17 protein-coding genes are annotated in these 24,403 nt (G+C 69.0%); 8 read left to right on the top strand and 9 right to left on the bottom strand.

Translation table 11 applies throughout. The features are described 5' to 3' along the window. Nucleotides 1–3: 3 nt before the first annotated feature. Nucleotides 4–489: a ribonuclease E activity regulator RraA gene (rraA, locus tag ACFVM3_RS06240; RefSeq protein ID WP_378436098.1), complete on the bottom strand. Its 486-nt coding sequence runs from the start codon at nucleotides 487–489 to the stop codon at nucleotides 4–6. Between the two features lie 13 nt (nucleotides 490–502). After that, the gene (locus ACFVM3_RS06235) at nucleotides 503–1,102 is read right to left on the bottom strand and encodes a TetR/AcrR family transcriptional regulator (protein WP_378436096.1); all 600 of its coding nucleotides are present in this window, start codon (nucleotides 1,100–1,102) and stop codon (nucleotides 503–505) included. A gap of 61 nt (nucleotides 1,103–1,163) precedes the next feature. Here ACFVM3_RS06235 and ACFVM3_RS06230 point away from each other — a divergent pair, with 61 nt between their 5' ends. Continuing rightward, a complete protein-coding gene (locus ACFVM3_RS06230) occupies nucleotides 1,164–1,400 on the top strand; it encodes a hypothetical protein (RefSeq protein ID WP_378436094.1) in 237 nt (78 codons plus the stop codon). A 410-nt stretch (nucleotides 1,401–1,810) separates the two neighbouring features. Here the strand turns inward: ACFVM3_RS06230 and ACFVM3_RS06225 are convergent, their stop codons facing one another. Then, a complete protein-coding gene (locus ACFVM3_RS06225; RefSeq protein ID WP_378436092.1) occupies nucleotides 1,811–2,701 on the bottom strand; it encodes an EamA family transporter in 891 nt (296 codons plus the stop codon). A gap of 79 nt (nucleotides 2,702–2,780) precedes the next feature. Between ACFVM3_RS06225 and ACFVM3_RS06220 the strand changes: the two genes are divergently transcribed. Beyond that, a complete protein-coding gene (locus ACFVM3_RS06220) occupies nucleotides 2,781–3,665 on the top strand; it encodes a LysR family transcriptional regulator (RefSeq protein ID WP_378436090.1) in 885 nt (294 codons plus the stop codon). Nucleotides 3,666–3,915: 250 nt separating this feature from the next. On the opposite strand, the gene ACFVM3_RS06215 is transcribed toward ACFVM3_RS06220, so the two are convergent. Further along, nucleotides 3,916–4,776 (bottom strand): NAD(P)-dependent oxidoreductase, encoded by an 861-nt coding sequence (locus ACFVM3_RS06215; protein ID WP_378436088.1) that lies wholly within the window; start codon nucleotides 4,774–4,776, stop codon nucleotides 3,916–3,918. Nucleotides 4,777–4,787: 11 nt separating this feature from the next. Further along, entirely contained in the window at nucleotides 4,788–5,663 is an 876-nt protein-coding gene (locus ACFVM3_RS06210; RefSeq protein WP_378436087.1) for an NAD(P)-dependent oxidoreductase, read from the bottom strand. 95 nt (nucleotides 5,664–5,758) lie between these two features. Between ACFVM3_RS06210 and ACFVM3_RS06205 the strand changes: the two genes are divergently transcribed. From ACFVM3_RS06205 to ACFVM3_RS06190, 4 genes are all read left to right on the top strand, one after another. Continuing rightward, complete coding sequence (locus tag ACFVM3_RS06205) at nucleotides 5,759–8,947, top strand: BTAD domain-containing putative transcriptional regulator (protein WP_378436085.1); 3,189 nt, start codon at nucleotides 5,759–5,761, stop codon at nucleotides 8,945–8,947. Nucleotides 8,948–9,094: 147 nt separating this feature from the next. Further along, nucleotides 9,095–11,671 carry an FtsX-like permease family protein gene (locus tag ACFVM3_RS06200; protein WP_378436372.1) on the top strand — a complete coding sequence of 859 codons (2,577 nt, stop codon included), beginning with the start codon at nucleotides 9,095–9,097 and terminating at the stop codon, nucleotides 11,669–11,671. Further along, complete coding sequence (locus tag ACFVM3_RS06195) at nucleotides 11,664–12,356, top strand: ABC transporter ATP-binding protein (RefSeq protein ID WP_378436083.1); 693 nt, start codon at nucleotides 11,664–11,666, stop codon at nucleotides 12,354–12,356. Before ACFVM3_RS06200 ends, ACFVM3_RS06195 begins: the two co-directional genes overlap by 8 nt. Further along, nucleotides 12,356–13,018 (top strand): ABC transporter ATP-binding protein, encoded by a 663-nt coding sequence (locus tag ACFVM3_RS06190; RefSeq protein WP_378436081.1) that lies wholly within the window; start codon nucleotides 12,356–12,358, stop codon nucleotides 13,016–13,018. Before ACFVM3_RS06195 ends, ACFVM3_RS06190 begins: the two co-directional genes overlap by 1 nt. Nucleotides 13,019–13,089: 71 nt before the next feature. On the opposite strand, the gene ACFVM3_RS06185 is transcribed toward ACFVM3_RS06190, so the two are convergent. Further along, a complete protein-coding gene (locus ACFVM3_RS06185) occupies nucleotides 13,090–15,069 on the bottom strand; it encodes a hypothetical protein (RefSeq protein WP_378436079.1) in 1,980 nt (659 codons plus the stop codon). 49 nt (nucleotides 15,070–15,118) lie between these two features. Next, complete coding sequence (locus tag ACFVM3_RS06180) at nucleotides 15,119–15,853, bottom strand: NUDIX domain-containing protein (RefSeq protein ID WP_378436370.1); 735 nt, start codon at nucleotides 15,851–15,853, stop codon at nucleotides 15,119–15,121. 153 nt (nucleotides 15,854–16,006) lie between these two features. Between ACFVM3_RS06180 and ACFVM3_RS06175 the strand changes: the two genes are divergently transcribed. Continuing rightward, complete coding sequence (locus ACFVM3_RS06175; RefSeq protein ID WP_378436077.1) at nucleotides 16,007–16,495, top strand: hypothetical protein; 489 nt, start codon at nucleotides 16,007–16,009, stop codon at nucleotides 16,493–16,495. A 126-nt stretch (nucleotides 16,496–16,621) separates the two neighbouring features. Here ACFVM3_RS06175 and ACFVM3_RS06170 read toward each other — a convergent pair whose 3' ends face one another. Then, nucleotides 16,622–18,250, bottom strand: coding sequence for a tannase/feruloyl esterase family alpha/beta hydrolase (locus ACFVM3_RS06170; protein ID WP_378436368.1), 1,629 nt, complete (start codon nucleotides 18,248–18,250; stop codon nucleotides 16,622–16,624). A gap of 242 nt (nucleotides 18,251–18,492) precedes the next feature. Here ACFVM3_RS06170 and ACFVM3_RS06165 point away from each other — a divergent pair, with 242 nt between their 5' ends. After that, entirely contained in the window at nucleotides 18,493–22,785 is a 4,293-nt protein-coding gene (locus tag ACFVM3_RS06165; protein ID WP_378436076.1) for a GH92 family glycosyl hydrolase, read from the top strand. A gap of 52 nt (nucleotides 22,786–22,837) precedes the next feature. Here the strand turns inward: ACFVM3_RS06165 and ACFVM3_RS06160 are convergent, their stop codons facing one another. After that, nucleotides 22,838–24,244 (bottom strand): MFS transporter, encoded by a 1,407-nt coding sequence (locus ACFVM3_RS06160; protein ID WP_378436074.1) that lies wholly within the window; start codon nucleotides 24,242–24,244, stop codon nucleotides 22,838–22,840. Nucleotides 24,245–24,403: the final 159 nt, after the last annotated feature.

Raw genomic sequence — 24,403 nt, 5'->3', positions numbered from 1 at the left:
GGTTCAGGATCCGGTCGCGGGAAGGATCACGACGCCGTCGTCATCGGCGTAGAGCGTGTCGCCGGGGGTGAACGTCACTCCCCCGAAACCGACCGGGACGTCGACGGCGCCGGCGCCCGCCTTGGAACTCTTGCGCGGGTTGGTGCCGAGCGCCTTCACCCCGAGCGGGAGCCCGGCGAGCTCGGCGCTGTCACGGACCGCGCCGTTGACGACGATGCCGGCCCAGCCGTTGTCGACGGCGGACTTCGCGATCATGTCACCGGTGAGCGCGCTGTGCAGCGAGCCGCCGCCGTCGACCACCAGGACGGCGCCGTCGCCGGGGGTGGCCAGGAGTTTCTTGACCAGGCCGTTGTCCTCGTGGCATAAGACGGTGCGGATCGGGCCCGAGAACTTCCGGTGCCCGCCGAACTGACGGAACTGGGTGTCGCAGACGCGCAGCCGGTCGCCGTGTTCGTCGACGAGGTCGGCGGTGGTGAAGGAATCGATCACGGGCGCGAGTTTCTCACGTCGCCTCGGGCGGGAACACCGAGTCCAGCACGTGAGTGAGGATGGCGGCGGGGTCGCCGGCCGGTGCGACCGCCTGGCGCAGGGCGAGACCGATGCCCAGAGCGCCCAGCATCACGACGGCCTCGTGGAGAGGCAAGGCGGGTTCGAGTCCGAGCCGCCGCGCGTGCTCGACGAGCAGGGAGACGACCTCGTCGTCGTGACGTCGCTGGACGGCGGCGACGCGGGCGGCGATTTCGGGCTGCTGGGCCGTCGCGGCGAGCACTTCCGCGGCAGCCGCGCTCCATTTGGCGGCGTCCTTGTCCGCCACGTCGACAGGGGCCAGGGCCGCGATGACGTCGTCACGAGTTGAGGCGCGGGCGAGGACTTTCCGCAGCTCCGCGAGGTGGCCCTCCGCGGTGGCTTCGATGATCGCCAGCCACAGCCCTTCCTTGCCGCCGAAGTGCTTGTAGACGGCGCCGCGGGTGTATCCGGCGTCAGCCGCGATCTCCTCGACCGTCGCCGCCAGGAACCCGCGCCGCAGAAAGACTTGACGCCCTGCCTCCAGCAGGTGTTCGTGGGTGCGCCGCTGCTGCTCGGCCCGTGTCAGCCTGGGCATCGTCCGCCGTTTCAGTAACAGAACGTTTCTGGATACACGACGTTACTGTATCGTCCGGTGCATGGAGTTCCTGGCACCCGTGGCCGCGTTCCTCAGCCTCCCCCTCTTCCTGGCCGGGTTCGCGTGGTACGCCGCGCGTGCCCGCCGGGCAGGCGTCAGCCAGTCGCTGCTGGCGCCGATCGAGGAGATCTGGGACCCGATCTCGCACAAGACCAACATCGAGATCCAGATCGAGGCCCAACGGAGTCCGGAGACGCCCTCGCCGGGAGACCCGCCCGAGCCGAAGTGGCGGCCATAGCGCCAGTATCCGGCGGTGAGATGCCGGCCCCGGCCCGGATTCTCGAGTTCGTCCACGATGGCGACGGCGAGATCTTCCGCCGAAATCCGGGAAGAGCCGTCCTCCACGGTGAGGATCGTCGTCGTTCCCCGCCGATAGACCCCGGTCCGGGCACCGGGTTCGAGGATCGCGGGCGGGCTGAGGTACATCCAGTCGCCGGTGTGGGCCTCGCATGCCTGAAGCCGGCTCGTACTCGCCGAGGCGACGGTCCGCCACGACGGCGGTACGAACGCCGGGTCGTCGAGCTGGTCCGGATGCACGAATTCCGGTGGAGTGCGGCGAAACACGGCGGTGACGTGATGTCCGCGGGAAACGGGCCTCGGCGACGACTCGGGAACCCGCCATCCCCGACGCTCCGACAACGGCGATCTTCATCGGACGACGCTCTTCGGGGTGATCTGGCCCGCCACGATCGAGGCGAGGGCGAGCGCGAAGCCGGCGAGCTGGATCGGCCCGAGCGACTGACCGAGCAGCGCGGCGCCGAGCACCGCGGCGACCATCGGCGAGAGCAGGCCGAGAACCGCGACCGAGGTGACCGGCAGGGACGTGATGCCGCGGAACCACAGGACGTAGGCGAGCAGGCCGCCGATCAGACCGAGCCAGAGGTAGCCGAGGGCCGCGTTCAGGTCGATGGCGGGCGGCGCGCCTTCGAACAGGAAGGTCACCGGCACCAGGAACACACCGCCCGCGGTGAGCTGCCACGAGGCGAACGCGGTCGGCCCGACGTCGGCGGGACGTCCCCATCGTTTGGTGAGCGTGACGCCGAGCGCCATGGTGCCCGCGCCACCGAGTCCGGCGACGACCCCGACGAGGTCGAAGCCCGCCGCGGGGCCGATCACCACGAGCCCGACACCGATGATTCCGACGATCCCCCAGGCGAACCGCCATGCGGACGGGCTCTGGCGCAACACGGCCACGGCGAGGATCGCGACGAGCAGCGGCTGGGCGGCGCCGAGCGTGGCCGCGACTCCGCCGGGCAGCCGTTCGGCGGCGACGAACAGCAAGGGGAAGAACATCCCGATGTTGAGGACACCGAGCGCGGCGGCCTTCAGCCACCACGTGCCGCGCGGGAGGGTGCGGGTGATGGCGAGCGCGATCAGTCCGGCGGGCAAGGCGCGCATGAGTCCCGCGAAAAGCGGATGCCCCGGCGGAAGGAGTTCGGTGGTGACCACGTAGGTCGTCCCCCAGACCATGGGGGCGAAGGCGGTCATCGCGGTTCCGGCGAGACCGGCGGCGAGCGGTGTGGTCGTCAGCGTTTTCACGCTTCCCAGCTTCGGCGCTGGCGATCAATGAGTCCAACACATGTTTGTCACTTGATCCATCGTGATCCAAGATGGATCAATGGAGCTTCAGCAGATGCGGTACGTCGTGGCCGTGGCGGAGACGAACAGCTTCACGCGTGCCGCGCAACGGTGTCTCGTCGTGCAGTCGGCGTTGAGTCATCAGATCGCGCGGCTGGAACGGGAACTCGGCGCGCGGCTGTTCGAGCGCACGAGCCGCCGGGTGCGGCTCACCGCCGCCGGCGAGGCGTTCCTGCCCGCCGCCCGGCAATGCCTGGAGGCCGCCGAGCGGGCCGGATCGGAGGTCGCCGCGGCCGTCGGTGAGATCCGCGGGAGGCTCACCGTCGGCGTCATCCCGACCGTCGCGGCGGTCGACGTCCCGGCCGCCCTGCAGACCTTCCGCGGCCGGTATCCGCACGTCCGGATAGGGCTGCGGGTCGGGGCGAGCGGGCAGCTGGTGGAGCAGATCAAGGACGGTGCGATCGAGGTCGCGTTCCTCGGTCTCCCGGTGACCGACCGGCCGGACGGCGTGGCCACCTGCGAACTGGGGCGGGACGATCTCATCGCCGTGGTGGCTCCCGGGCACCCTCTCGCCGTCGAGTCCGAAGTGGACTTGAAGCGGCTTTCGTCGGAGGTGTTCGTCGACTTCCCGTCCGGATCCGCAGGGCGTGCCCAGACGGATCAGGCCTTCGCCGCGGCGGGAGTGACCCGGGAAGTCGCCTTCGAGGTGACGGCCGCCGACTTCATGGCGCGGCTCATCCATCAGGGTTTGGGGGTGGCGCTGCTGCCGTCGAAATTCGTGCCGAACCTGACCGACGTGGTCACCGTGCCGGTGCGGGACGCGCCCGCGCGGATCGAGCACCTCGTCTGGAACCGCTTCACGGTCACTCCGGCGGCGAAGGCCTTCCTGGAGGTACTGGGCGTCGCCGTCGGTCCAGTCTCGTGAGTGGTGAGGACGGTTAGAGCCAGCCGTGTCTTGGCTACCTGCTGCCGATGTGCCTGGTGGTGTTTTCGCGTGACTGGATGGACGACTCGCGTGTTCAGGCGGACGACTCGCGGTGGGACCGGGCCGCGCGTCGTGTCGTCCATCCAGTCACGCGTGTCGTCCGGTCGGGTCACGGGAGATCGGCGGTGCTGGACCTCGTGAGTGGTGAGGACGGTTCTAACCGTCCTCACCACTCACGAGCCACGGGCACTTACTTGCGGTCCGCCTTGATGATCTCGAAAAGGCTGGTCCACGAGCTACGTCCGTGTCCGGCGGCGATCGCCCGGTCGTAGTGCGACTTGACCGCCTCGGGCAGGGCCAAATCGACCCCGGCGTCCCGGCTCGCCTGGACGATGTGGTCCGCCGTCGCGCCCATCATGGTCACGCTGGCGTCGTCGCCGGGGTGCTCGCCCTTCTCGATCTGCACGGCCGCGGCGTCCAGGTAGAAGTCCATCATCTTGAAGTTGTCCTTGGCGTACGGGACGAACTTCTCCACCGGCACACCGGCCGATTTCACCAGCGCGCTCGCGTGCATGAACACCGACAGCGAGGTCAGGAAGACGTCCAGCTGCGCCTGGTAGAACAGCTGTGCCAGCCGGACGTCCTCACCGAGGAAGTCCGGTCGCCCGATCAGCGCCAGGGTCTCGCGGTGCTTCTCGAACACGTCGGCCGGGCCGCTGTAGAAGACGTACGCCTCCGCCTTGCCCACCAGTTCGGCGGGCACCATCACGCCACCCGCGACGAACTGCCCGCCACGCGCCTTGACCCAGTCCGCGGCTTCGCGGGTCTTCTCCGGCGTATCCGAGCTGAGGTTGACGATCACCTTGCCAGCCAGTGCGTCTTCGGCCTTGCCGAGGATGTCGTACATCGCGGCGTAGTCGGTGAGGCTCAGCAGCACGAGGTCCGACGCCGCCACCGCCTCCGCCGGTGTCGCGGCACGCACGGCACCAGCGGCGACGACGTCGTCCGCACGGGCGGCGGTGCGGTTCCAGACGGTCACTCCGTGCCCGTTCTCCAGGAGCACCCGGACCATGGACTGTCCCATCGGGCCGAGCCCGATCATTGTGATCATTGTGTTTTCCTTTACTTCTTGAGGAGTTCGATGACGCCGATCAGGTCTTCGGCGCCGTGTCCGTCGGCGACCCGCTTGTCCATCAGCGACTGCAGCGGGGTGAGCAGTTCGGCGCTGATGCCCTGGTCCTCCGCCGCCTGCGCCAGATTCGGGTAGGCGGCTGCCTGCATCCCGATGTTCGACACGACGTCCGTCACGTAGTCGCCGTCGTCGATCTGTTCGGCGGAGCGCTCCAGGAAGCCGCTCATCGCGTCGATCCAGGCTCGGAGCAGCGGCGCGAATTCCCGCGCCTTGACCCCCGCCGACCCGACGAGCGCGTATGACTGGATGACGCCGATGAAGAAGCCGTACATCCCACTGAGCAGCGCGATGTCGTGCAGGGGCGCCAGTCCTGGGTCCGCACCGAGGTAGTTGGCGCCGCCGAACGTGTCGAGCGCGGTGCGTGCCCGGCCGAAGACCGTGCCCGAGCCGCTGTAGAAGATGAACGCCGCGGGAGTGCCGATCATCGGCGGGACGGCCATGATCCCGCCGTCCAGGTATTCCGCGCCCAGTCCTTCGGCCCAGGCGCTCATTTCGCGCGCCTGACCGGGGGTGCCGTTGGTCAGGTTGATCAGCTGCCGCCCCTTGAGCTCGGCCGCCACCGGGTCGAGGACCTCGTGCACCGAGTCGTAGTCGAGCAAGCAGGCGATCACGATCTGGTTCGCCGCGAGAGCCTCCGAGAGGGTCGAAGCGACCGAAGCTCCCTTCGCCGCCACCGCCTCGGCGCGGCCCGCGGTCCGGTTCCAGGCGGTGACCGGATGTCCCGCGGCCAGTAGTGCCTCTACGAGCGCGGTTCCCATCGCGCCCAGCCCCAGTACCGTCACCGGGGTCTTGCCGTGTTCGCTCATGGGACCACCGTGACGCGGGCCGCGCACGGATCGCTGCGGGTCCGCGCACGGCCTCGCGCACGATCCTGTCGGTGGTCCGCGCTAACGTCGGTTTCGTGCGATTCGGAGTGCTGGGACCACTCGCCGTGTGGACGACCGCGGGCGAGCCCGTCGTCGTGCCCGAGGCGAAGGTCCGCCTCCTGCTCGCCGGGCTGCTGAGCCGCGACGGCAGGGCGGCGTCGGTGTCGTCGTTGACCGACGATCTGTGGGGCGAGCATCCGCCCGGCAATCCGGGCAACACCCTGCAGACCAAGGTCTCCCAGTTGCGCCGCGCGCTGGAGCGCGCCGAGCCCGGCGCGCGGGAACTCGTGACGCACCAGCCCGCCGGATACGTGCTCGCCGTCGAGCAGGGTGAGCTGGACGTCCATCGGTTCCGCGCGCTCACCGCGCGGGCCCGCGACACCGCCGACCCGCGCGCCCGTGCCGCTCTGCTGGCGGACGCGCTGGCGTTGTGGCGGGGGCCCGCGTACGCCGGATTCGAGGACGAGCCGTTCGCCGTCGCCGCGGCTCAGCGGCTGGAGGAGGAGAGGCTGCTCGCCGAAGAGGAGCGAGCCGAAGCCCGGCTGGCGCTCGGCGAGCACGGCGTCCTCACCGGGGAGTTGACCGGGCTGGTTTCGCGGTACCCACTGCGAGAGCGGCTCCGCGGGCTCCTGATGCGCGCGTTGTACGCGGCCGGAAGGCACAGCGAAGCTCTCGAAACCTACGCCGAACAGCGCGCCCGCCTGCGTGACGAATCCGGTCTCGAACCAGGGCCGGAGCTCGCGGCGCTGCACCAGGCGGTCCTCACCCGCAGTCCGGATCTCGAGCCGGTCCGCGCCGCCGTGCCGGTGCGCGGCAACCTGCCGGAGGCGGTGACCGAACTGATCGGCCGCACGACCGCGGTCAAGGAGGTCGTCGCACTCGTCACCGACGCACGGCTGGTCACCCTCACGGGACCCGGTGGTGTCGGCAAGACCAGGCTCGCCATCGAGGCCGCGTCGAAGGTCGTGATGGCCGACGGCACCTGGCTCGTCGAGCTGGCGGGCCTGGACAACGTCGAGTGTCCGACGTGCCCGCCCGAGGATCTCGTCGCCGTCGTCCTGGCGGCCGTGCTGGATCTCCGGGAGGACGCGACGTCGACCGGAACGCTGTCCCAGTCGCTGGCCGATGCCTTGCGGGACAAGGAGATCCTGCTCGTCCTGGACAACTGTGAACAGGTCGTCGAGCCGGTCGCGGCCTTGGTGGAGAGGCTGCTCGCGGCGGCACCCCGGCTGCGTGTACTCGCCACCAGCCAGGAGCCGCTCGGGTTGCCAGGGGAGAACGTCTGGGCGGTACCGCCGCTGGAGCTGCCCGAGCTGCCGGATTTCGCCGCCGTGCGGGAGTCGAGCGCGGTCCGGTTGTTCGCCGCCCGTGCCGCGGCGGCCGCGCCGGGATTCGCGCTCGACGCGGAGAACGCGGCCGTGGTCGCCCGGATCTGCCGCACGCTCGACGGCATCCCGCTGGCGCTCGAACTCGCCGCCACCCGCGTCCGGACGCTGGGTGTGCACGAACTCCTCGCCCGACTGGACGACCGGTTCGCCCTGCTGTCGTCGGGCAGGCGAGGCGGGCCGCGTCGCCAGCAGACGCTCCGCGCGATGATCGACTGGAGCTGGAGCCTGCTGAGCGAGCCCGAGCAGATCGTGCTGCGCAGGCTCGCCGTCCACGCCGAGGGCTGTGGGCTCGACGCGGCCGAGTCGGTCTGTGCCGGCGGCGAGATCGCCACCGGCGACGTGCTCGACCTCCTGTCCCGGCTCGTCGACAGGTCGCTGGTGGTCAGCAGGCCCGGCAGGTCGGGTGAACCGCGGTTCCGGCTCTTGGAGTCCGTTTCGGCGTACGCCTTGAGCCACGCCGAGGAGGCGGGCGAACTCGACGACCTGTACTTGCGGCATGCCCGTTTCCACGTCGAGCTGGCCGAACGCGGGGACGCGGGCCTGCGCGGGAGGGAGCAGCGGCGCTGGCTCGACCGGCTGGACGCCGAAGGGGCCAACACCCGGCGCGCGCTGGAAACCCTGTTGCGACAAGGAGAACATCGGCTCGCGTCGCGGCTGGTGAACGCGACGGCCTGGTTCTGGTTCCTTCGCGGGCGGCTCACCGAGGCCAAGCGCTCGCTGGACCTCGTGCTCGGCGCCGAGGCGGGCACCGGAGACGAGTACGCGCAGGCTCTCGGCTGGCGCACCGGCATCGCCGTGCTCGACGGCACCGGCACGGAGGGCGCGGCGGAAGAGATCGTGTGGGGTATCACCGACCCTCTCGTACAGGCACGGACGTTGTGGTTTCTCGGCTACGCGTGGTCCACGGTCGGCGACCTGTGCCGGGCGGAAAAGCTCACGCTCGGCGCACTGGAAACCGCCCGCGACATCGGTGACGACTGGAGCGCCGCCGCCGCGCTGAGCGACAGGGCGGCCCACCTGATCGCCGGTGGCGACCTCACCGGAGGTGGCCGGATCGCCGCGCAGAGCGCGGGTATCTTCGACGGGCTCGGCGAACGCTGGGGCTGGCTTCAGGCTTCGTTCGTTATCGGCATGCTGGCTTCGATCGCCGGGGACTACGACCACGCCGCCCGCGTCCATCGGGAAAGCCTTCGCCGCGCGGAGGAACTGGAGCTGTGGCCGGAGGTTTCGTACAAATTGTCGTGGCTGGGCCGGACGGCGCTGCTCACTGGTGATTTCGAAGGCGCGCAGGAGTTCCACGACCGGGCCAGGACATTGGCCGTCGAGCACAGTTTCAAACCCGGTGAGGTCTACGCCGAGACCGGGCTCGCGCTCGGCGCACGGCGCCAGGGGCTGTTCGATGAGGCCGAGCGGCGGCTGTTGTCCATCCTGGACTGGCATCGCCGGGTGGAGTCCGAAGCGGGCAGCACCTTGATCCTGGCGGAGCTCGGGTTCATCGCCGAGCAACGCGGAGACGCGGTGGCGGCGAAGCGGCTCCACCTGGACGGCCTCGCGATCGCTCGCCGCAGCGAGGATCCCCGTGCGATCGCGCTCGGTCTCGAGGGTCTGGCCGGCGCGGAAGCGGCGGCCGGCTCGTATCGCCTCGCCGCGCGCCTGCTCGGTGCCGCGGCGGCCTCGCGGCGCTCGGTGGGTGCTCCCCTGCCGAAAGCCGAACGCGACGACGTCGACAGGATCACCGGCGTACTCGTCGCGGAGCTCGGAGAAACCGCGTTCTCGGCGGAGTGTGAGGCGGGTGAGACGACGCCGATCGATCAACTGGTGACGGACAGTCAGTGAACGCGCACCCGTGTCACCACAATGGACCAGGCCTTACTTCACGTCCGCAACAAACAGTGATTTCTTCCTGTCGCCCGGACGTCGTGACCGGTAGCGTGCGTATCCATGCGGGTGAGGTGGGGGGCTCCCGGCGGGCCCAGGGTGACGATGCCGTGGCGAGCGGCTCCGAAAGCGGCGCTGACCAGTCCCCTGACTTTGATCATCGCCGCGGTGACGGCCTTGCTGGCCTGTTTCCTCGGTACCGCGGCCATCCTGCAGGCCTCGGCCGCGGGTGGCGCGGCCGTCACGTACCAGTCCGGCATCGTGTGCCCGGACTACTACGGTCCGGTCTTCAGCAAGGACAACGTGCCCGCCGCGGTGGCTCCGCAGGTCGTCGACTCGGTCCGCCGGAACGCCTCGGCGCATGGCTTCCCCGCGCCGGTCACCTCCCGCTACACGCCGTACCTCCTCGGCACCGAGTTCAACGGCGACCCCAACTACAAGGTCGTTCTCGCCCATCGTGACCAGGCGACGCAGGGCCATCTCGACGTGACGAGCGGGTCCGCGGGCGCCGGTTTCCTGCTCGGCACCGTCGTCGCCGGCGCGGAGAACATCAAGGCCGGGGCCACGCCGACCATCAAGGGCACTCCGATTCCTCCCGTGACCGGGCTGTACCGCGACCTTCCCGACCCGGCGCCGCGCTGGTGGTGCTCGCAGCAGCGGAACGCCGTCGTCAGCAGGCTCGCCAACGACCCGCTCGACTCGGTCATGTTCGCCAACGACGGGAAGACCTTCGACGACACCGTCCGTGCGCTGGGCATCCCGATGATCAAGACGCTGCACATGTCGTTCTACGAGGCTCCGCCCAAGACCGTGAGCGAGGCCGAGGACCTGGAGGAACGGGGGAAGGCCCTCATCGCCGCGGTCAAGGCGGATCTGGGCTCCCGCGGCCTCGGTGACGCGATCGTCGGGTCACTGCCGTTCGAGCGTTCGGTCGAGATCAGCAACCAGGCGGAATCGAACGTCCTGATCTCGATCCTGCCGCTCGCGGCCATCAGCATTCTCGTCGGCTGCGTGGGGATCGGCACGGTCGCGTTGCAGTGGTACCAGCGGCGGCACCCGCAGCTGAGGTTGCTGTCGGCACGCGGCAGCGGCCCCGGGGCGCTGGGGTCGCTCGCGGTCGCCGAACTCGGGCTCCCGATCGTCGCCGGCGGCGCGGTGGGCGCGGTACTCGCCCGGTTGCTGCTCGGGCTTTACGGACCACCAGGTGAACTGGACGACGGCGCGACGTTCTGGGGTTCGCTCGTCGCCGCCGGAATCCTGCTCGTCTCGCTCGCGCTGCTCGCCGGGGTGATCTCCGTCCGGACCCATCGGGAGTTCGAGCTCGGGCGGGTCCGCTCCGGAGGGCGCAAGAAGGTGAAGTTCCTGGCCTTCTTCCCGTGGGAACTGCTCACCGCCGGTGTCGCCCTGCTCGGCTGGAACCGGCTCGTCGACTACAGCAAGGGATCCCGGATCGGCAATCCGCTCCCCCAGGTCGACCCGCTCGCACTCACGTATCCGGTGTTCGTCGTGCTGACGGTCGGGCTCGTCGCCGCACGACTGGCCTGGCTCGCCCTGCACGCGTCGCATCGCGCCCGGCTGTGGTCCCGGCCCGCGCTGCAGCTGGCGATCCGGCGGCTCGCCAGTGCCCGCGCGCCGGTCACCGGTGTGCTCGTGATCGGCACGCTCGCCATCGGGACCCTGGCCACCGGCATCGGCATCGCACGCGGTCAGGAAGAGGCCCTGCAGACGAAGTCCGCCATCTTCGTGGGGGCCGAGACCAGGGTCGACACCGAAAGCGTCGTCGGCACCGGGAAGGTCGCGCTGCCCGCCTCGCTGGACGGCAGCACCACGATCGTCGGCGAGCTGACCGGCACCGGCAATGTGGTGCTGGTCGTGGACCCGACGACCTTCCGGCAGGCCGCCACGCTCGGCCCGCTCGACGGCGCCGAGGTCGACCGGTTACTGAACGGTCTGTCGAACCGGGGCACGGGTGTCCCGGCGATCCGGATCGGGCACGACGCCGCTCAGAAGACCACGCTGCCCGCCGGTCTCGCCGACGCCGAGGCGATCGGCGAGCTGCCGATGTTCCCGATCATCGGCACCAAGGCCGGGTACGTGATCTCGCGGGAATCGCTCACCGAGGCGCAGTTGCGCACCGTGCCCAAGTGGAGCGTGCTGTCCAGCTCGTCGATGACGCAGGTGACCGAGGCGCTGGCTTCGGTGGGGGTGATGACGGCGGTCAACCGCGTCACCCGTGAGTCCGCGCTCGACGCGCTCCCGTTCTACGTTGTGTCTTGGACGTTCTCGTTCATGGCCCTGCTCGGGGCCGTGCTCGGCGTGGTGGCGGTGCTGTCGCTGCTGGTCGCGGTCGAAGTCCGGCGGCGCCAGAACGCGCTGGCCGGGGCTCTGGTGCTGCGGATGGGAATGCGGCCACGGGCCCTGCTGGCTAGTCATCTGATGGAACTGGGCGCCCTGAGCGGGCTCGCCGTGGTCATCGGTGTCGTATGCGGTGTCTCGGTCGCGGGGCTCTCGGTGCCGCGGTTCGATCCGGCGACGTTCCTCCCGCCGCAGTCGGCGCTGCCCGACCCGACCCCGCTCGCCCTGACCGTGCTCGCCGTCGGTGTGCTCGTCGTGGCGCTGGCGGGCTGGATCGCGATGCGCTCGGTGCGCACCGCCCGGACCGCGGAGTTGATCCGTGCCTGAGAAACCGATCTTCCGGCTGCGTGGGATCGGCGTCGACTACCAGACGCCGGCGGGCACGGTCACCGGTGTCGAGGACGTCACCTTCGACATCCCGGCGCGCGGGATCACCGTGCTGGCGGGACCGTCCGGCTCCGGCAAGTCCACCCTGCTGCGGACGCTGGGCCTCTTCGAGCAGCCCGTGCGGGGCACGATCTCCTTCCAGGGCGGCGAAACCGGGAAGCTGCGGCATCGTGACCGGCGGGCGCTGCGGCGGACCCATCTCGGCCTGGTGTTCCAGAACCCGACCGACAACCTGCTCGCGTATCTGAGCGTCGCGGACAATCTCCGCGCGGCGGCGGAATCGGCCGGAACCGAGTGCCTGCCCGACGACATCCTCGAGCAGCTGGGGCTCGGCGGGACCGGCAGCTGGCGGATCTCCGCGCTGTCGGGCGGGCAGCAGCAACGTCTCGCGTTCGGCTGCACACTGGCCCGCCGCTCGACCGTCGTCCTCGCCGACGAGCCGACGTCCCAATTGGACGAAGGCTCCGCCGACCGGGTGCTCGACACCCTGAAGTACCTGGCGGATCAGGATTTCGCGGTCATCGTCGCCTCACACGACGACCGGCTCATCGAACTCGGCAGCCGGGTCGCGCGAATGCACAAGGGCAGACTCGAAGAAGTCGAAGAACGGGAGGTCGTGCCGTGATGGCGGAACCCGCACTCGAGGCCGTCGGGTTGCGCCGCCGGTTCCCCCATCCCAGCGGGGACGTCGAAGTCCTGCGCGGGCTCGAACTGCGCGTGGCCCCGGGCGAACTGGTCACCGTGTCCGGCCGGTCGGGTTCCGGCAAGAGCGCGCTGCTGGCGCTGCTGTGCGGTTTCGACTCGCCCGATTCCGGCAGTGTCCTGCTGGACGGCGTCCCGATAGCGGGCGCGCCGCCGTGGCACACCTGCGCCGTCCTGCCACAGGCGCTCGGCCTCGCGAACGAGCTGACCATCGCGGAGAACGTGGCACTGCCGCTGCGGCTCCGGTCCGACGTCCCCAAGCCCAGCGCGAAAGACATCCACAGGAGGGTTGCGGAACTGCTGGAGGAACTCGGGATCGGCGATCTCGGTGACCGCTACCCGCTCGAGGTCTCGTTCGGGCAGCAGCAACGGGTCGCGCTCGCCAGGGCGGTCAGCGGGCGGCCCCGGGTGCTGCTCACCGACGAGCCGACGGCGCACCTGGACGCCGGGAGCACGCCGCGGGTGCTTCGGCTGCTGCGGCACTGCGCCGAGGAGGGCGCGGCGGTCATCGTGGCGACGCACGACGACGACGTGCACCGGATCGCGGATCGGCGGGTACGACTGCTGGACGGCGTCCTTTCCTGACTGGCTCTGTGCCGCCGGGAGGTGACGATGACCGCTGGCGACCGTGGTGGCCACCGGTTCACGGCCGGACCTCATCTGAATGGCGTGACGTTGGCGGCCTCCAGAGCGTCGTGGACCCGCTGCCAGAACTCGCGGAAGCCCGCAGGCGCCTCCTGCTCGGCCTGCCCGAGCGAGTACGCGGCGGCGTGGCCGACGAGGATCCTCATGTACTCCGGGGTGAGTACCAGCGTGAAATCCCACTTGCCGTCCCCGGACGCAGCGGGTACTGCCCGCTCGCGCGGCCCAGCAAGTCTTCGCGAGATCATCCGCAGGCCGAGCAGGATCTCGCGGTGCTCCGCGTCCGGCGCGGGCTCGGCCCGCGTGTTCTCGATGAGGCTGTCGAGCAGCGCGGCCAACGAGTCGTAGTCCTGCAACGCGAGTTCGACGGTGTAGACGAACTCTTCGGTGCTGACCCGGTTCTCGGTACGCTGCCGCCACCACACCGGCGCGAACTCCTTGGCGCGGTCGGCGGAATGCCGATTGGCGAGCAGTTCCGCGGCGAACGTTCGCAGGTTTCCCTCTCCGATATGGTCGTAGTACTCGCACGCGACCGCGGGCAGGTGGATCCGGGTGGGCATGAGGATGCTGAAATGGCCTAGAACGGCCACCCCCTCGTTTTCCGGCAGTGTGCCCCACTCTCCGTGCGTCCCGCCGCACGCCTCCGCCAGGTCTCCCAGACAGAACGCAATGGCCCTGTGCTCGCTGCCTCCCCACTCCTGGTTGATCCAGCGCTCGTGGTCGGTGTTGGTGGGCATAGGTTTCCTTTCGCTCAGGTCGGGGTCGAAGGGTGCGCGGCCGGCCAGCGCGCCGAGTCCGAGGGCCAGCCTGCGCTGCAGCCCGTCCAGACGGGATCGCGCGATCTCGTTACCGTCGGCGGCGGCTTTCTCGTACCACTTGAGTGCTTCTGCTGGTTTGGCGAGTCGTTCCTCATAGAGTCGGCCGAGGTACAGCGCGCCGAAGGCACTGCCGCGTTCCGCCGATTTCGCATACCAGTGCATCGCGGTTTCGACGTCCGCTGCGGACGGTTCTCCAGGTACTTTCCCACGCAATCTGGCTCGCAAACGGCCTTCGACGATCAGCCCCACCCGGGCCATCGCGCCGGCGTGCCCGGCGACTGCTGCCTTCCGGTAGAGCTGTTCGATCTCGACCAGATCCTCGACGGTCGAGTCCAAGCTCATCTCCAGTTTGCGGGCTGCTTCGTAGGCCTCCTTGGCTTGTCCGGGATCGGATCCGGGGGGCACGGCAGCGGAATGGCGCGCGAGCAGTTCGAAGGCGAACGCGGCCGCGTGCCGGGACGCTGCGGGCTGCCATTGCTTGTCAGCGGTCCCGGTTTTGCCGGACAACAGGTCGGAGATTCCGCGCACGACCAAGGCCTCGACGGCGCTGTTGACGTAGGCGCCGTGCAAGAAGCCGTGACCTTCCATCTCCAGCGCCGCGGCGTCGCCGCAGTGCTGCTGCAGGAATCGCTCGGTGGCCGCGTCCTGATCGGCGACGACCTTCCCTCCGGCCGCGATCGGCTTGACCACGGCTTTCGGCGCGGTCTCGGGGGTGATGGCCTGGATCCGGTGATGCCACGCGCCGTCGCGGGCAACCTTGCGGGCCCGCTCGACCAGTCGGTACGAGGGGGCTGCGGTTTTGATGCGGGGCAAGTAGTCGGTGGCGGTGTCCTTGCCTGACTCGTAGTCGTAGATGTGGTCGGCGATCACGACGTCGCCCCTGGCGACATCCTTGCGGCCGCCTGCCACCCCGACGAACAGCACGATCTGCGGGTGGAACAGGGCGATGGCGCGTTCGACCTGGACACCAGCCGGGAGGCCGCCCGCCCCGGTTTGGGTCAACGCGATCGTCCACCGACCGCGATCGGTAGAGAAGGCGCCGATCTCGTATAGAGTGCCGCGTTCCTCGCGCTCGTCCAACGGACCGGTCAGGTGCTCGCGGACGGCGAGATACTCCATGTCCAAAGCCGTGCAGATCACCACCGTTCCCAGCGCGGTGTCGTAGTTGGCGCTCATGATCCGGTTCCCCTGTCCCCCCTATGCCAGGCTGTCGATCGCGTCGTCACTACGGCGTTGTGATGCGGCTGAAGTGAGAGACGGACGTTCCGGCACCAACGACGGCCTGTTCGCGCAGGATCGCCGGGTGCAGCCGGGTCGCGGGCCCGACCCGGTACAGAGCCGCGGGTCGGCCGCCGGTACCCGCTGCCTTGCTCCCGGTGGCTATCAAGAATCCGGGCACGCCGGTGACCTTGCGGTGGAAATTCGCGGGGTCCAGCTCGATGCCCCACACGATCTCGTAGACCGCGCGCAGCTGGGCGATGGTGAACTCCGGCGGGCAGAAGCTCGCCGCGAGAGTGGTATGCGACAAGCTCTCACGGGCATGCTCGACCGCGTCGGTCAGCAACTGGTGGTGATCGAACGCCAACCTGTCCGGGGAGTCGAGCAATTCCGTTACAGGGTTCCAATGCGCGGCGCGGGCGTCACCACCGGCCACCGGCAGCGGCAGATCGGGCATCAGGGCTACGTAGCAGACGGACACGACCCGGCCGCGCGGGTCGCGGTCGGGCGCGCCGTAACTCCGGAACTGGCGGATGTGCAGGCGCGCGGCGTCCAGGCCGGTCTCCTCGGCCAATTCCCGCCACGCGGCCTGGTCGAGGTCTTCACCGTCTTCGAGGAACCCGCCGGGCAGAGCGAGCTGACCGAGGTACGGCGGTGTGGCGCGTTCGACGACCATGACGTGCAGAGCATGCTCGCGGACAGTCAGAACGGCCAGGTCGACCGCGACCGCGCTGGGGGACATCTCCAACCTGCTCACAGCACACACCCTAGCTTCTCGTCGCATTGACCAAAAGGGGTTCGGACGCTACCGTTCGAGGACACACACTAATTGTCATAGTGACCAGAAGTGGTCGCCGCTCTCAGGGGAGGCGGAAGGATGAAAGTCCTGTGCTCGATGCGCACTCTGATCCTGATCGCGGCGTGGGCGGCCGGGATAGGCGTGATCGCGGGCGTGCTGCTGACACGGTTCGCCATGGCCACCTCAGGTGAGCTGATCGTGCCCGCGACCGGCGAATCGCGGGCGGTGTCGACGATCTCGCCGGTAGCGGCGCACGTATCCATCACCCGTGAAGACGTCAAGGAGAAAGAGGCGGTTATGCCCTCGCAAAAAGATGTGGCACTGATGGATCTGGCTGAAACCTTGATTCGCAGCGGGGATCCCGACCGGGCCGAACGCGCCGTGCGATCCATCAAGGACAAGGATTTCAGGGAGCACGGGCTGATGTGCATGGCCCGGGACATAGCGACCGTGTCGTTGCGCGTAGACAATCGTCGCTACGCCAAGCGCCTGATGAGAACTGCCAGGCGCATCGCGCAGTCCATCGACTCCCCACAGGTAAGAGAGGAGGCGATGGCGTACGTCGAGGCGACCGACGAGATTTGAGGCCGGCGGTGGCGTTCGGCCGAGTCTCACGCCGCTCCGCTCACTACAACGCCTCCGCGCAAGGGGCAAGCTCAAAGGCCAGCAGCCCAAGCTACCTGAGTCCGCGCAGCGCTCCATCAGCCGCCGCTAGGGTGCGACAGGCCCCGCCTTCCCGTACAGCCCGTTCCCCGCCCAGTTCACAAGATCGTGCGAAGGTCGTGAAGGCGGGACAGGCACGAAGTTCACGGCGTCGTCGACGCTTCCGGTGCCGTCGTACTTCGCCTGCAGCGGATACGGGAACACCGGCCGCGTGCGGAAGACCTTGCCGTCGGCGTCGCGGCCGGTGGCGATCGTCCGGTCCGGCGCGGTGCCACGCTCGACCCAGGAGACGAGTTCCTTCAGCGGGTCGTACTCGGTCAGCTTGTCGCCGGTGGCGCAGTGGTACAGCGCGGGCACCATGAACAGCCTCGCCCAGTCGCGTGTCGCGGCAGGACCGCCGTTCGCGCGGGTGAGCCGCTCGTAGTAGTCGATGCTGCCCGCGGCGGGGATCGCCTGGTCCGCCCAGCCGTGCCAGATCACGAGTTTCCCGCCCGCGCGCCGGAATTCGCGCAGATCCGTGGACATCGCGTTAGAGCGGATGCCTTCCGGGGTCAGCTTGTCGAATTCACGAGCGGTGAAGGTGAACTTCTCGACCGACGAATGCGGTGTCCCGATCGGGTAAGCCATGTACTTCAGGTAGTTGTCGGCGAGCGCGTGCGCGAACGGGATCCCGCCGGTTTCCGGCGACGGGATGACCCAGCCGTACCAGGAGAGCTCGGAGCCGACGGTCTGGCCGCCAGGGTACAGCTTGCGGCCGCGTTCGTCGGTCGGCGGTGCGTAGATCTTCTTGGTGGCTTCGACCTGTGCGGCGGTGAGGCAGCCGGCGTCGTCGGTGCCCGGCGGGCAGGCGATCGTGGCCGGGCCGAAGCGGCAGGTGCGCGGATCGTCGATGGCGCCGTCGCCGAGCCCGTCGGACTTGTCGCAAGAGGACAGTGCGGCGGCGTGCAGGGCCGGGAGTTTGTCGGCGGTGAGGATCGGCTTGCCGTCGGCGCCGGTGTTCACCTTGGCGAGCCAGGTCTGGTAGACGCCGAGCAGCGGTCCCCAGTATCCGGCGGGTGCGCCCGCGACGATGCCGTCGAAGTCGTGGGGATAGCGCTGCGCGAGGAGAAGCGCTTCGCGACCGCCGTCGGAGCAGCCGGTGAAGTACGACTTCTTCGGCGGAGCGCCGTAGTACTGCGCGATCAGCCGTTTGGACGCCTTCGAGACCACGTGCGGCGCACGGAACGCGAAGTCGTCGCGCGCGGCCTGGTCGTTCTCCGCCCACTTGCCGTCATCGACGATCGCGGGGGTCTTGCCGACGTGACCGTCGTCGGTGGCCGCGACCGCGACGTCGCCGCCGTGCGGGAGGCCGCAGTCGGCGAACGGCGGTGTGGTGACCACCCCGCAGAAGCCGCCGCAGCCGAACTGCAGGTACCGGCCCGCGTAGGTCTTGGTCGGCAGCCGCAGCTGGAACCGCACCGCCGGTTCGACATGGCCGCGGACGTCGCAGTTCTCGGGTTCGGTCGCCGTCGCCGGCACCACGGTCGCGGTCTCGACATGGGTGATCGCTCCGGGGATGTCGTAGGTCCGCACCAGATCGGCGCAGGTGCGCACAGGGCGGAACGTCGTCTCGCCGGCGGTGGCCGCCGGAGCCGTGAGTATCGAGCCTGCCGTGACGAGCGCTGCCACGCCGAGCATGGACAACCGCCGCATGTCCCCACCCCAGTTTCCCGGTTCGGTTTCAGTCGTCTCTTCACCCTGGCCCCGGGCCCGTCGGTTGTCCACCAGGTTTCCGGTCATCCGGGTTGTCCAGTTCGGGCCAGGTTTGTCCGAGTGTCTTGACATCGATGTCACACGCGAGCTTTTCTCTCTTGGCGCCGCCGGTCCCCCCTGCCCGCGCGGCGCCCAGCATGCCCCCGCGAGAAAGCATTGGTGCAACGATGCCCCGAAGCGTCAGACCTTGGGTCTGCGGCCTCCTGAGTGCCACGGTGGTGGCGTCCGGGCTGGTGGCCCTCCCCGCCACCGCCGCGGCCGAAGAGCTCCCACCGGATTTCTACTCCTCTTTCGAGCAAGGTGAACCGCAGCCGACGTGGAGCGACACCGTCGACGTCGACCCGTCCGGCAAGCCGAAGGCCTTCGGTGTCGACGGCGCGAACGCCACCACCATCCCCGGTGACATCCGCGGCAAGGTCACCGAAGTCTCCGCCAACAGCGAGAACACCCCCAACGAGGGGGTGGCGAACCTCGTCGACGGCTCGACCGACACCAAGTGGCTGGCCTGGACCCCGACCGGCTGGGCGCAGGTCACGCTGTCCGAGCCGACGTCGATCACCCGGTACGCGTTGTCCTCTGCGAACGACTTCGACAACCGCAACCCGCAGGACTGGACGCTGAAGGGCTCCGCCGACGGACAGTCCTGGACCGATTTGGACAAGCAGGCCGGCCAGAAGTTCAGCGAGCCGTTCCAGAAGAAGGAGTACCGCCTCGCCGCCCCGAGCGCGGCGTACAAGTTCTTCCGGCTCGAGGTCACCAAGAACAACGGCGGCCCGATCATGCAGCTCTCGGAGCTGCTGCTGGCCAACGAGGACCCGGCCCCGCCGGCGCTGCCGAACATGCGCAGCTTCACCGACAGTGGCCCGAGCAGCGGCTACACCAGCAAGAACCGGGTCGGGTTCACCGGCCTGCGCGCGTTCCGCTACTCCGGCAGTCACAAGGCGCAGGGACACGGCTGGTCGTACAACAAGATCTTCGACGTCGACATCCCGGTGGCGGCGACCTCGGAGCTGTCGTACAAGGTGCAGCCGGAGTTCATCCGAGGCGACCTCAAGTACCCGAGCACGAACGTCGCGGTGGACCTGGCGTTCACCGACGGCACCTACCTGAGCCAGCTCGGCGCGGTCGACCAGTACGGTTTCGGGCTCTCCCCGCAGGGCCAGGGCGCGAGCAAGGTGCTCTACACCAACCAGTGGAACCTGGTGCGCTCGCAGATCGGCGTGGTCGCCAAGGGCAAGACGATCGACCGGATCCTGGTCGGCTACGACAACGCGGACGGCCCGGGCTCGCTGCAGGGCTGGCTGGACGACATCAAGGTTTCGGCGACGCCGACGCCGCCGGCGAGCCTGCGCCCGTCCGACAACGTGCTGACCACGCGCGGCTCCCTGTCGAACGGTTCGTTCTCGCGCGGCAACAACATGCCCGCGACCGCGGTGCCGCACGGGTTCAACTTCTGGATCCCGACGACCGACGCGGGCACGTTGAGCTGGATGTACTCCTACCACTCGCGCAACAACGACCAGAACCTCCCGGCGTTGCAGGCGTTCTCCGCGAGCCACGCGCCGAGTCCGTGGATGGCGGACCGGCAGACCTTCCAGTTTCTGCCCTCCACCGCGAGCGGCGTGCCGAATCCGGACCGTGAGGCGCGGAAGCTGCCGTTCAAGCACTCGAACGAGACGGCGCGGGCGCACTACTACGGCGTCGACTTCGAGAACGGGATCAAGGCCGAGGTCGCGCCGACCGATCACGCGGCGCTCTATCGCTTCAAGTTCCCCGGGGCGGATTCGAACCTGATCTTCGACAACGTCAACAACAACGGCGGGCTCACCCTCGACCCCGCCGGCCGGGCGATCACCGGGTACAGCGACGTCCGCAGTGGACTGTCGGCCGGCGCGACCCGGATGTTCGTCTACGCCACCTTCGACAAGCCGGTGACCGCCGGTTCGAAGCTGTCGACCGGTTCGGGTGACCAGAAGCGGGACAACGTCCTCGGCTACCTGAAGTTCGACGCGGGCGCCGACAAGACGGTGAACATGCGGATCGCGACGTCGCTGATCAGCGTGGACCAGGCGAAGAAGAACATGGAGCAGGAGCTCGCCCCGAACGCGACGCTCGAGTCCGTCGCCGACGCCGCGCAGAACGCGTGGGACGAGAAGCTCAAGGTCGTCGAGGTCGAAGGTGCCTCGAAGGACCAGCTGATCACGCTGTACTCCAACCTGTACCGCCTGTTCCTGTACCCGAACTCGGGTTTCGAGAACGTCGGCACCGTCGAGAAGCCGGTGATGAAATACGCGAGCCCGGTGTCGCCCAAGGCCGGTCCGGACACGCCGACGCAGACCGGGGCGAAGCTGGTCGACGGCGAGTTCTACGTCAACAACGGGTTCTGGGACACCTATCGCACGGTGTGGTCGGCGTATTCGCTGCTCAGTCCGGAAACCACCGGCAAGCTCGTCGACGGTTTCGTGCAGCAGTACCGTGACGGCGGCTGGATCTCGCGCTGGTCCTCCCCCGGTTACGCGGATCTGATGACCGGGACCAGTTCGGATGCCGCGTTCGCGGACGCCTATCTCAAGGGAGTCAAGGGTTTCGACGTCCAGTCGGCTTACGATTCGGCGATCAAGAACGCGACGGTGACCCCGCCGAACGGCGCGGTCGGCCGCAAGGGCATCGACGAGGGCACTTTCCTCGGCTACGCGCCGAACACCGCGGACCACGGCTTCTCGTGGGCGATCGAGGGTTACGTCAACGACAACGCCATCGCGAACATGTCGAAGAAGCTCTACGACGAGGCTCCGGCGAACGATCCGCGCAAGCAGGAGTACCTGGACAACTACGGGTACTTCACCGAGCGGGCGACGCAGTACGTGAACGTGTTCGACCCGAGTGTCGGCTTCTTCCAGGGCCGTGACGCGGCGGGCAAATTCACCCGGAGCAAGGAGGAGTTCGACCCTGAGGTCTGGGGTATCGACTACACCGAGACCAACGCGTACGGCATGCGGTTCTCGGTGCCGCAGGACGGGCAGGGCCTGGCGAACCTCTTCGGCGGCAAAGCGGGGCTGGCGTCCAAATTGGACGAGTTCTTCGCCAAGCCGGAGCAGGGGCTCAAGTTCGGCACCTACCCCGGTGTCATCCACGAGATGACCGAGGCGCGGGACGTGCGGATGGGCATGTACGCGCATTCGAACCAGGCCGCGCATCACACGCTCTACATGTACGACTACGCGGGTCAGCCGTCGAAGACGCAGGCGAAGGTCCGCGAGGCGCTGGCCAGGTTGTACGTGGGCAGTGAGCTCGGCCAGGGCTACGGCGGTGACGAGGACAACGGCGAGCAGTCGGCCTGGTGGCTGTTCGGCATGCTGGGCTTCTACCCGCTGCAGGTCGGCAGCTCGGACTACGCGATCGGCTCGCCGCTGTTCACCAAGGCGACCGTGAACCTGCCCGGCGGCAAGAAGATCGTGGTCAACGCCCCGAAGAACAGCGCGAAGAACGTCTACGTGCAGGGTCTGAAGGTGAACGGCAAGGCGCAGACGTCGACGTCGCTGCCGCATTCGGCGATCGCGAACGGCGGGACGCTCGACTTCGACATGGGCCCGAACCCGTCGTCGTGGGGTACCGGCCCGGACGACGCGCCGAAGTCGATCACCAAGGGCGACGCGGTTCCGACCCCGGTGCACGACCTGACCAAGCCGGTCTCCGGCGGGGACGCCGCGTTCTTCGACAACACGTCGCGGACCGAGGCGAAGGTCAAGGCGCCGATCCAGTACCAGGTGCCTTCGACGAACGAGGCGGGTTCGTTCTACACGCTGACTTCCGGCAAGGGCGCGGGTGATGCGAAGAGCTGGGTGCTGAAGGGCTCCTACGACGGGAAGACGTGGGCGGTCGCGGATCAGCGGACCGACCAGACGTTCCAGTGGCGTCAGCAGACCAGGGCGTTCAAGATCGCGAATCCGGCGCACTACGCCCACTACCGGCTCGAGGTCACCGCGACCACGGGCGGAGAGGCGTCGCTTTCGGAGTTCGAGGTGCTGGGCAAGCCCGACGCGGCGTGCACCCAGACGATCACCGGCGAGCGCAAGGGTCCGCTGACCGTGCGGAACGGGGTGACCTGTGTGGACGGTGCGACGATCTCCGGCCCGGTGTCGGTGTCGGCGGGCGCGAGCCTGATCGTCCGTGGCGGCTCGATCTCCGGGCCGCTGACCGCGAACGGTGCGGCGCAGGTCGTGCTGGACCGGACGAAGGTGGGCGGCCCGGTGGCGATCACCGGGACGACCGGGGCGGTCTCGATCGAGCTGACCGAGATCGGCGGGCCGGTGGCGTTGACGGGCAACAAGGGGCCGGTGCTGACTGCCAGCACGATCGGCGGACCTCTGACGTGCGCGGCCAACTCCCCCGCTCCGACGGACTACGACCTGCAGAACACCGTCCGCGGCCCGGCCGCCGGGCAGTGCGCGAAGCTGTAGTTCTCCGGTAAGTACGTGAAGGCCCCCTTCGCCATGAAGGGGGCCTTCACGTCTATTCGGGACGTCGGCCGCGGAGGATGCCGAAGCCGACGAGGGCCGCGGAGAGCAGAGTGAGCGCGAGCCCGGCGCAGGTGATGGCCTTCGGGAAGTCGGCCGACTGCTGAGCCGACGTCAACGCGCCGGGGAAGACCAGCGCCAGGATGGTGCCGCTCAGCGCGATGCCGATCCCGGTGGTGACCTCGCTGGAGGTGTCGACGAGCGCGGCTCCGATGGTGGTCCGGTTCGAGGGCAGCCCGCGCATGACGTTGGTTCCCGCCACGACACCGACCACACGCGTTCCCGCTGCCACGAGGGCGAGCGCGACGGCGATCCAGAGGTAAGCGAAGCCGCCGAAGACGGTATAGACCGCGAGCCCGCACACCACCGCGGCGGCGCTGAGCCAGGCGGCCTTGCGGAGGCCGACGCGGGTGATCAGCGGGCGGATGAGGGCGCCCCCGGCGATGAGGACGCCGACTTGGGGCAGCATTCCCAGCGCCGCTTGAGCGGGTGCCCAGCCGAGACCGAACTGCAGTTGCAGGGTCACGAGGTATCCGAGCCCGGCCGTCGCCAGACCCGCCGCGGCTTTGAGGGCCAGGCCGCTGGACACGAGCGGGCGGGCGATGAGTTTCAGGTCCAGCAAAGGATGCCGGACGGTCTTCTCGCGGACGACGAAGCAGATTCCGGCGACGAGCGCGGCCACGGTGGCGCCCCAGGGCAGCGCCGAGGTGGTGCTCGCTTCGACGAAGAGCGTCGGAGCGAGCAGTGCGAGGACGATCGTCGCGGTTCCCAGCGCCGCGCCGGCGACGTCGATCGGATCTCGGTGCAGGTCGGCGGGATCGTCGGCCGGGATACCGGCCCGGATGCCGAGGAACGCGAACGCGGCGACCGGCACGTTCCCCAGCAGCAGCGCCTGCCACGGCGCGACGGCGAGCGCGAGCCCTCCGGCGGTGGGGCCGACGGCGAGGCCGATCAGGCCCACGGTCGAGATCAGTGTGGTCGCGCGGACGCGCAGGACGTCTTCGTCGAACAGGCGGAAGGCGAGGGCGAGGGACCCCGGGGTGGTCATCGCGGCCGCGACCCCCATGAGCGCCCGGACGGCGATGAGCTGCCACGCGGCGGTGACGAGCAGCGTGGCCAGGCTCGCCGCTGCGAGCAGGACGAGCCCGGTGAGCATGATCGTGCGCCTGCCCGCGCGGTCGGCCAGGGCGCCGAACGCCAGCATCAGGCCGCCGAACACGACGGAGTACGCGCCGGTCACCCATTGCAGGGTGGTCGTCGAGGCGGAGAGGTCACGGCCGATGGTCGGCAACGCGACGTTGAGGATCGAGTTGTCGAGCATCTCGACCAGGAACACGGCCGAGAGCCCGGCCAGCGCGGGCCATTTCTCGGCCAGTAAGGGGCTTTGGACAGGGGAACGCATCACTTACTCCTTCGCAAGGAAGGAGTGACGGTTCGTTCGATACCGCGTATGCGCGTGCCCGGTACGGCGGGCACGTTTCTACCCCGATATCCCGATCATACGACGCTCTGCCGCGGGCCAAGTACGTGAAGGCCCCCTTCCTTGCGCCTGGCGCAAGGA

This window comes from Amycolatopsis sp. NPDC057786 (assembly GCF_042797905.1).
In the GTDB taxonomy this organism is placed as follows: Bacteria; Actinomycetota; Actinomycetes; order Mycobacteriales; family Pseudonocardiaceae; genus Amycolatopsis.
Note: the sequence above shows the minus strand (reverse complement) of the source record. Positions and strands in the feature narration are given on the sequence as shown.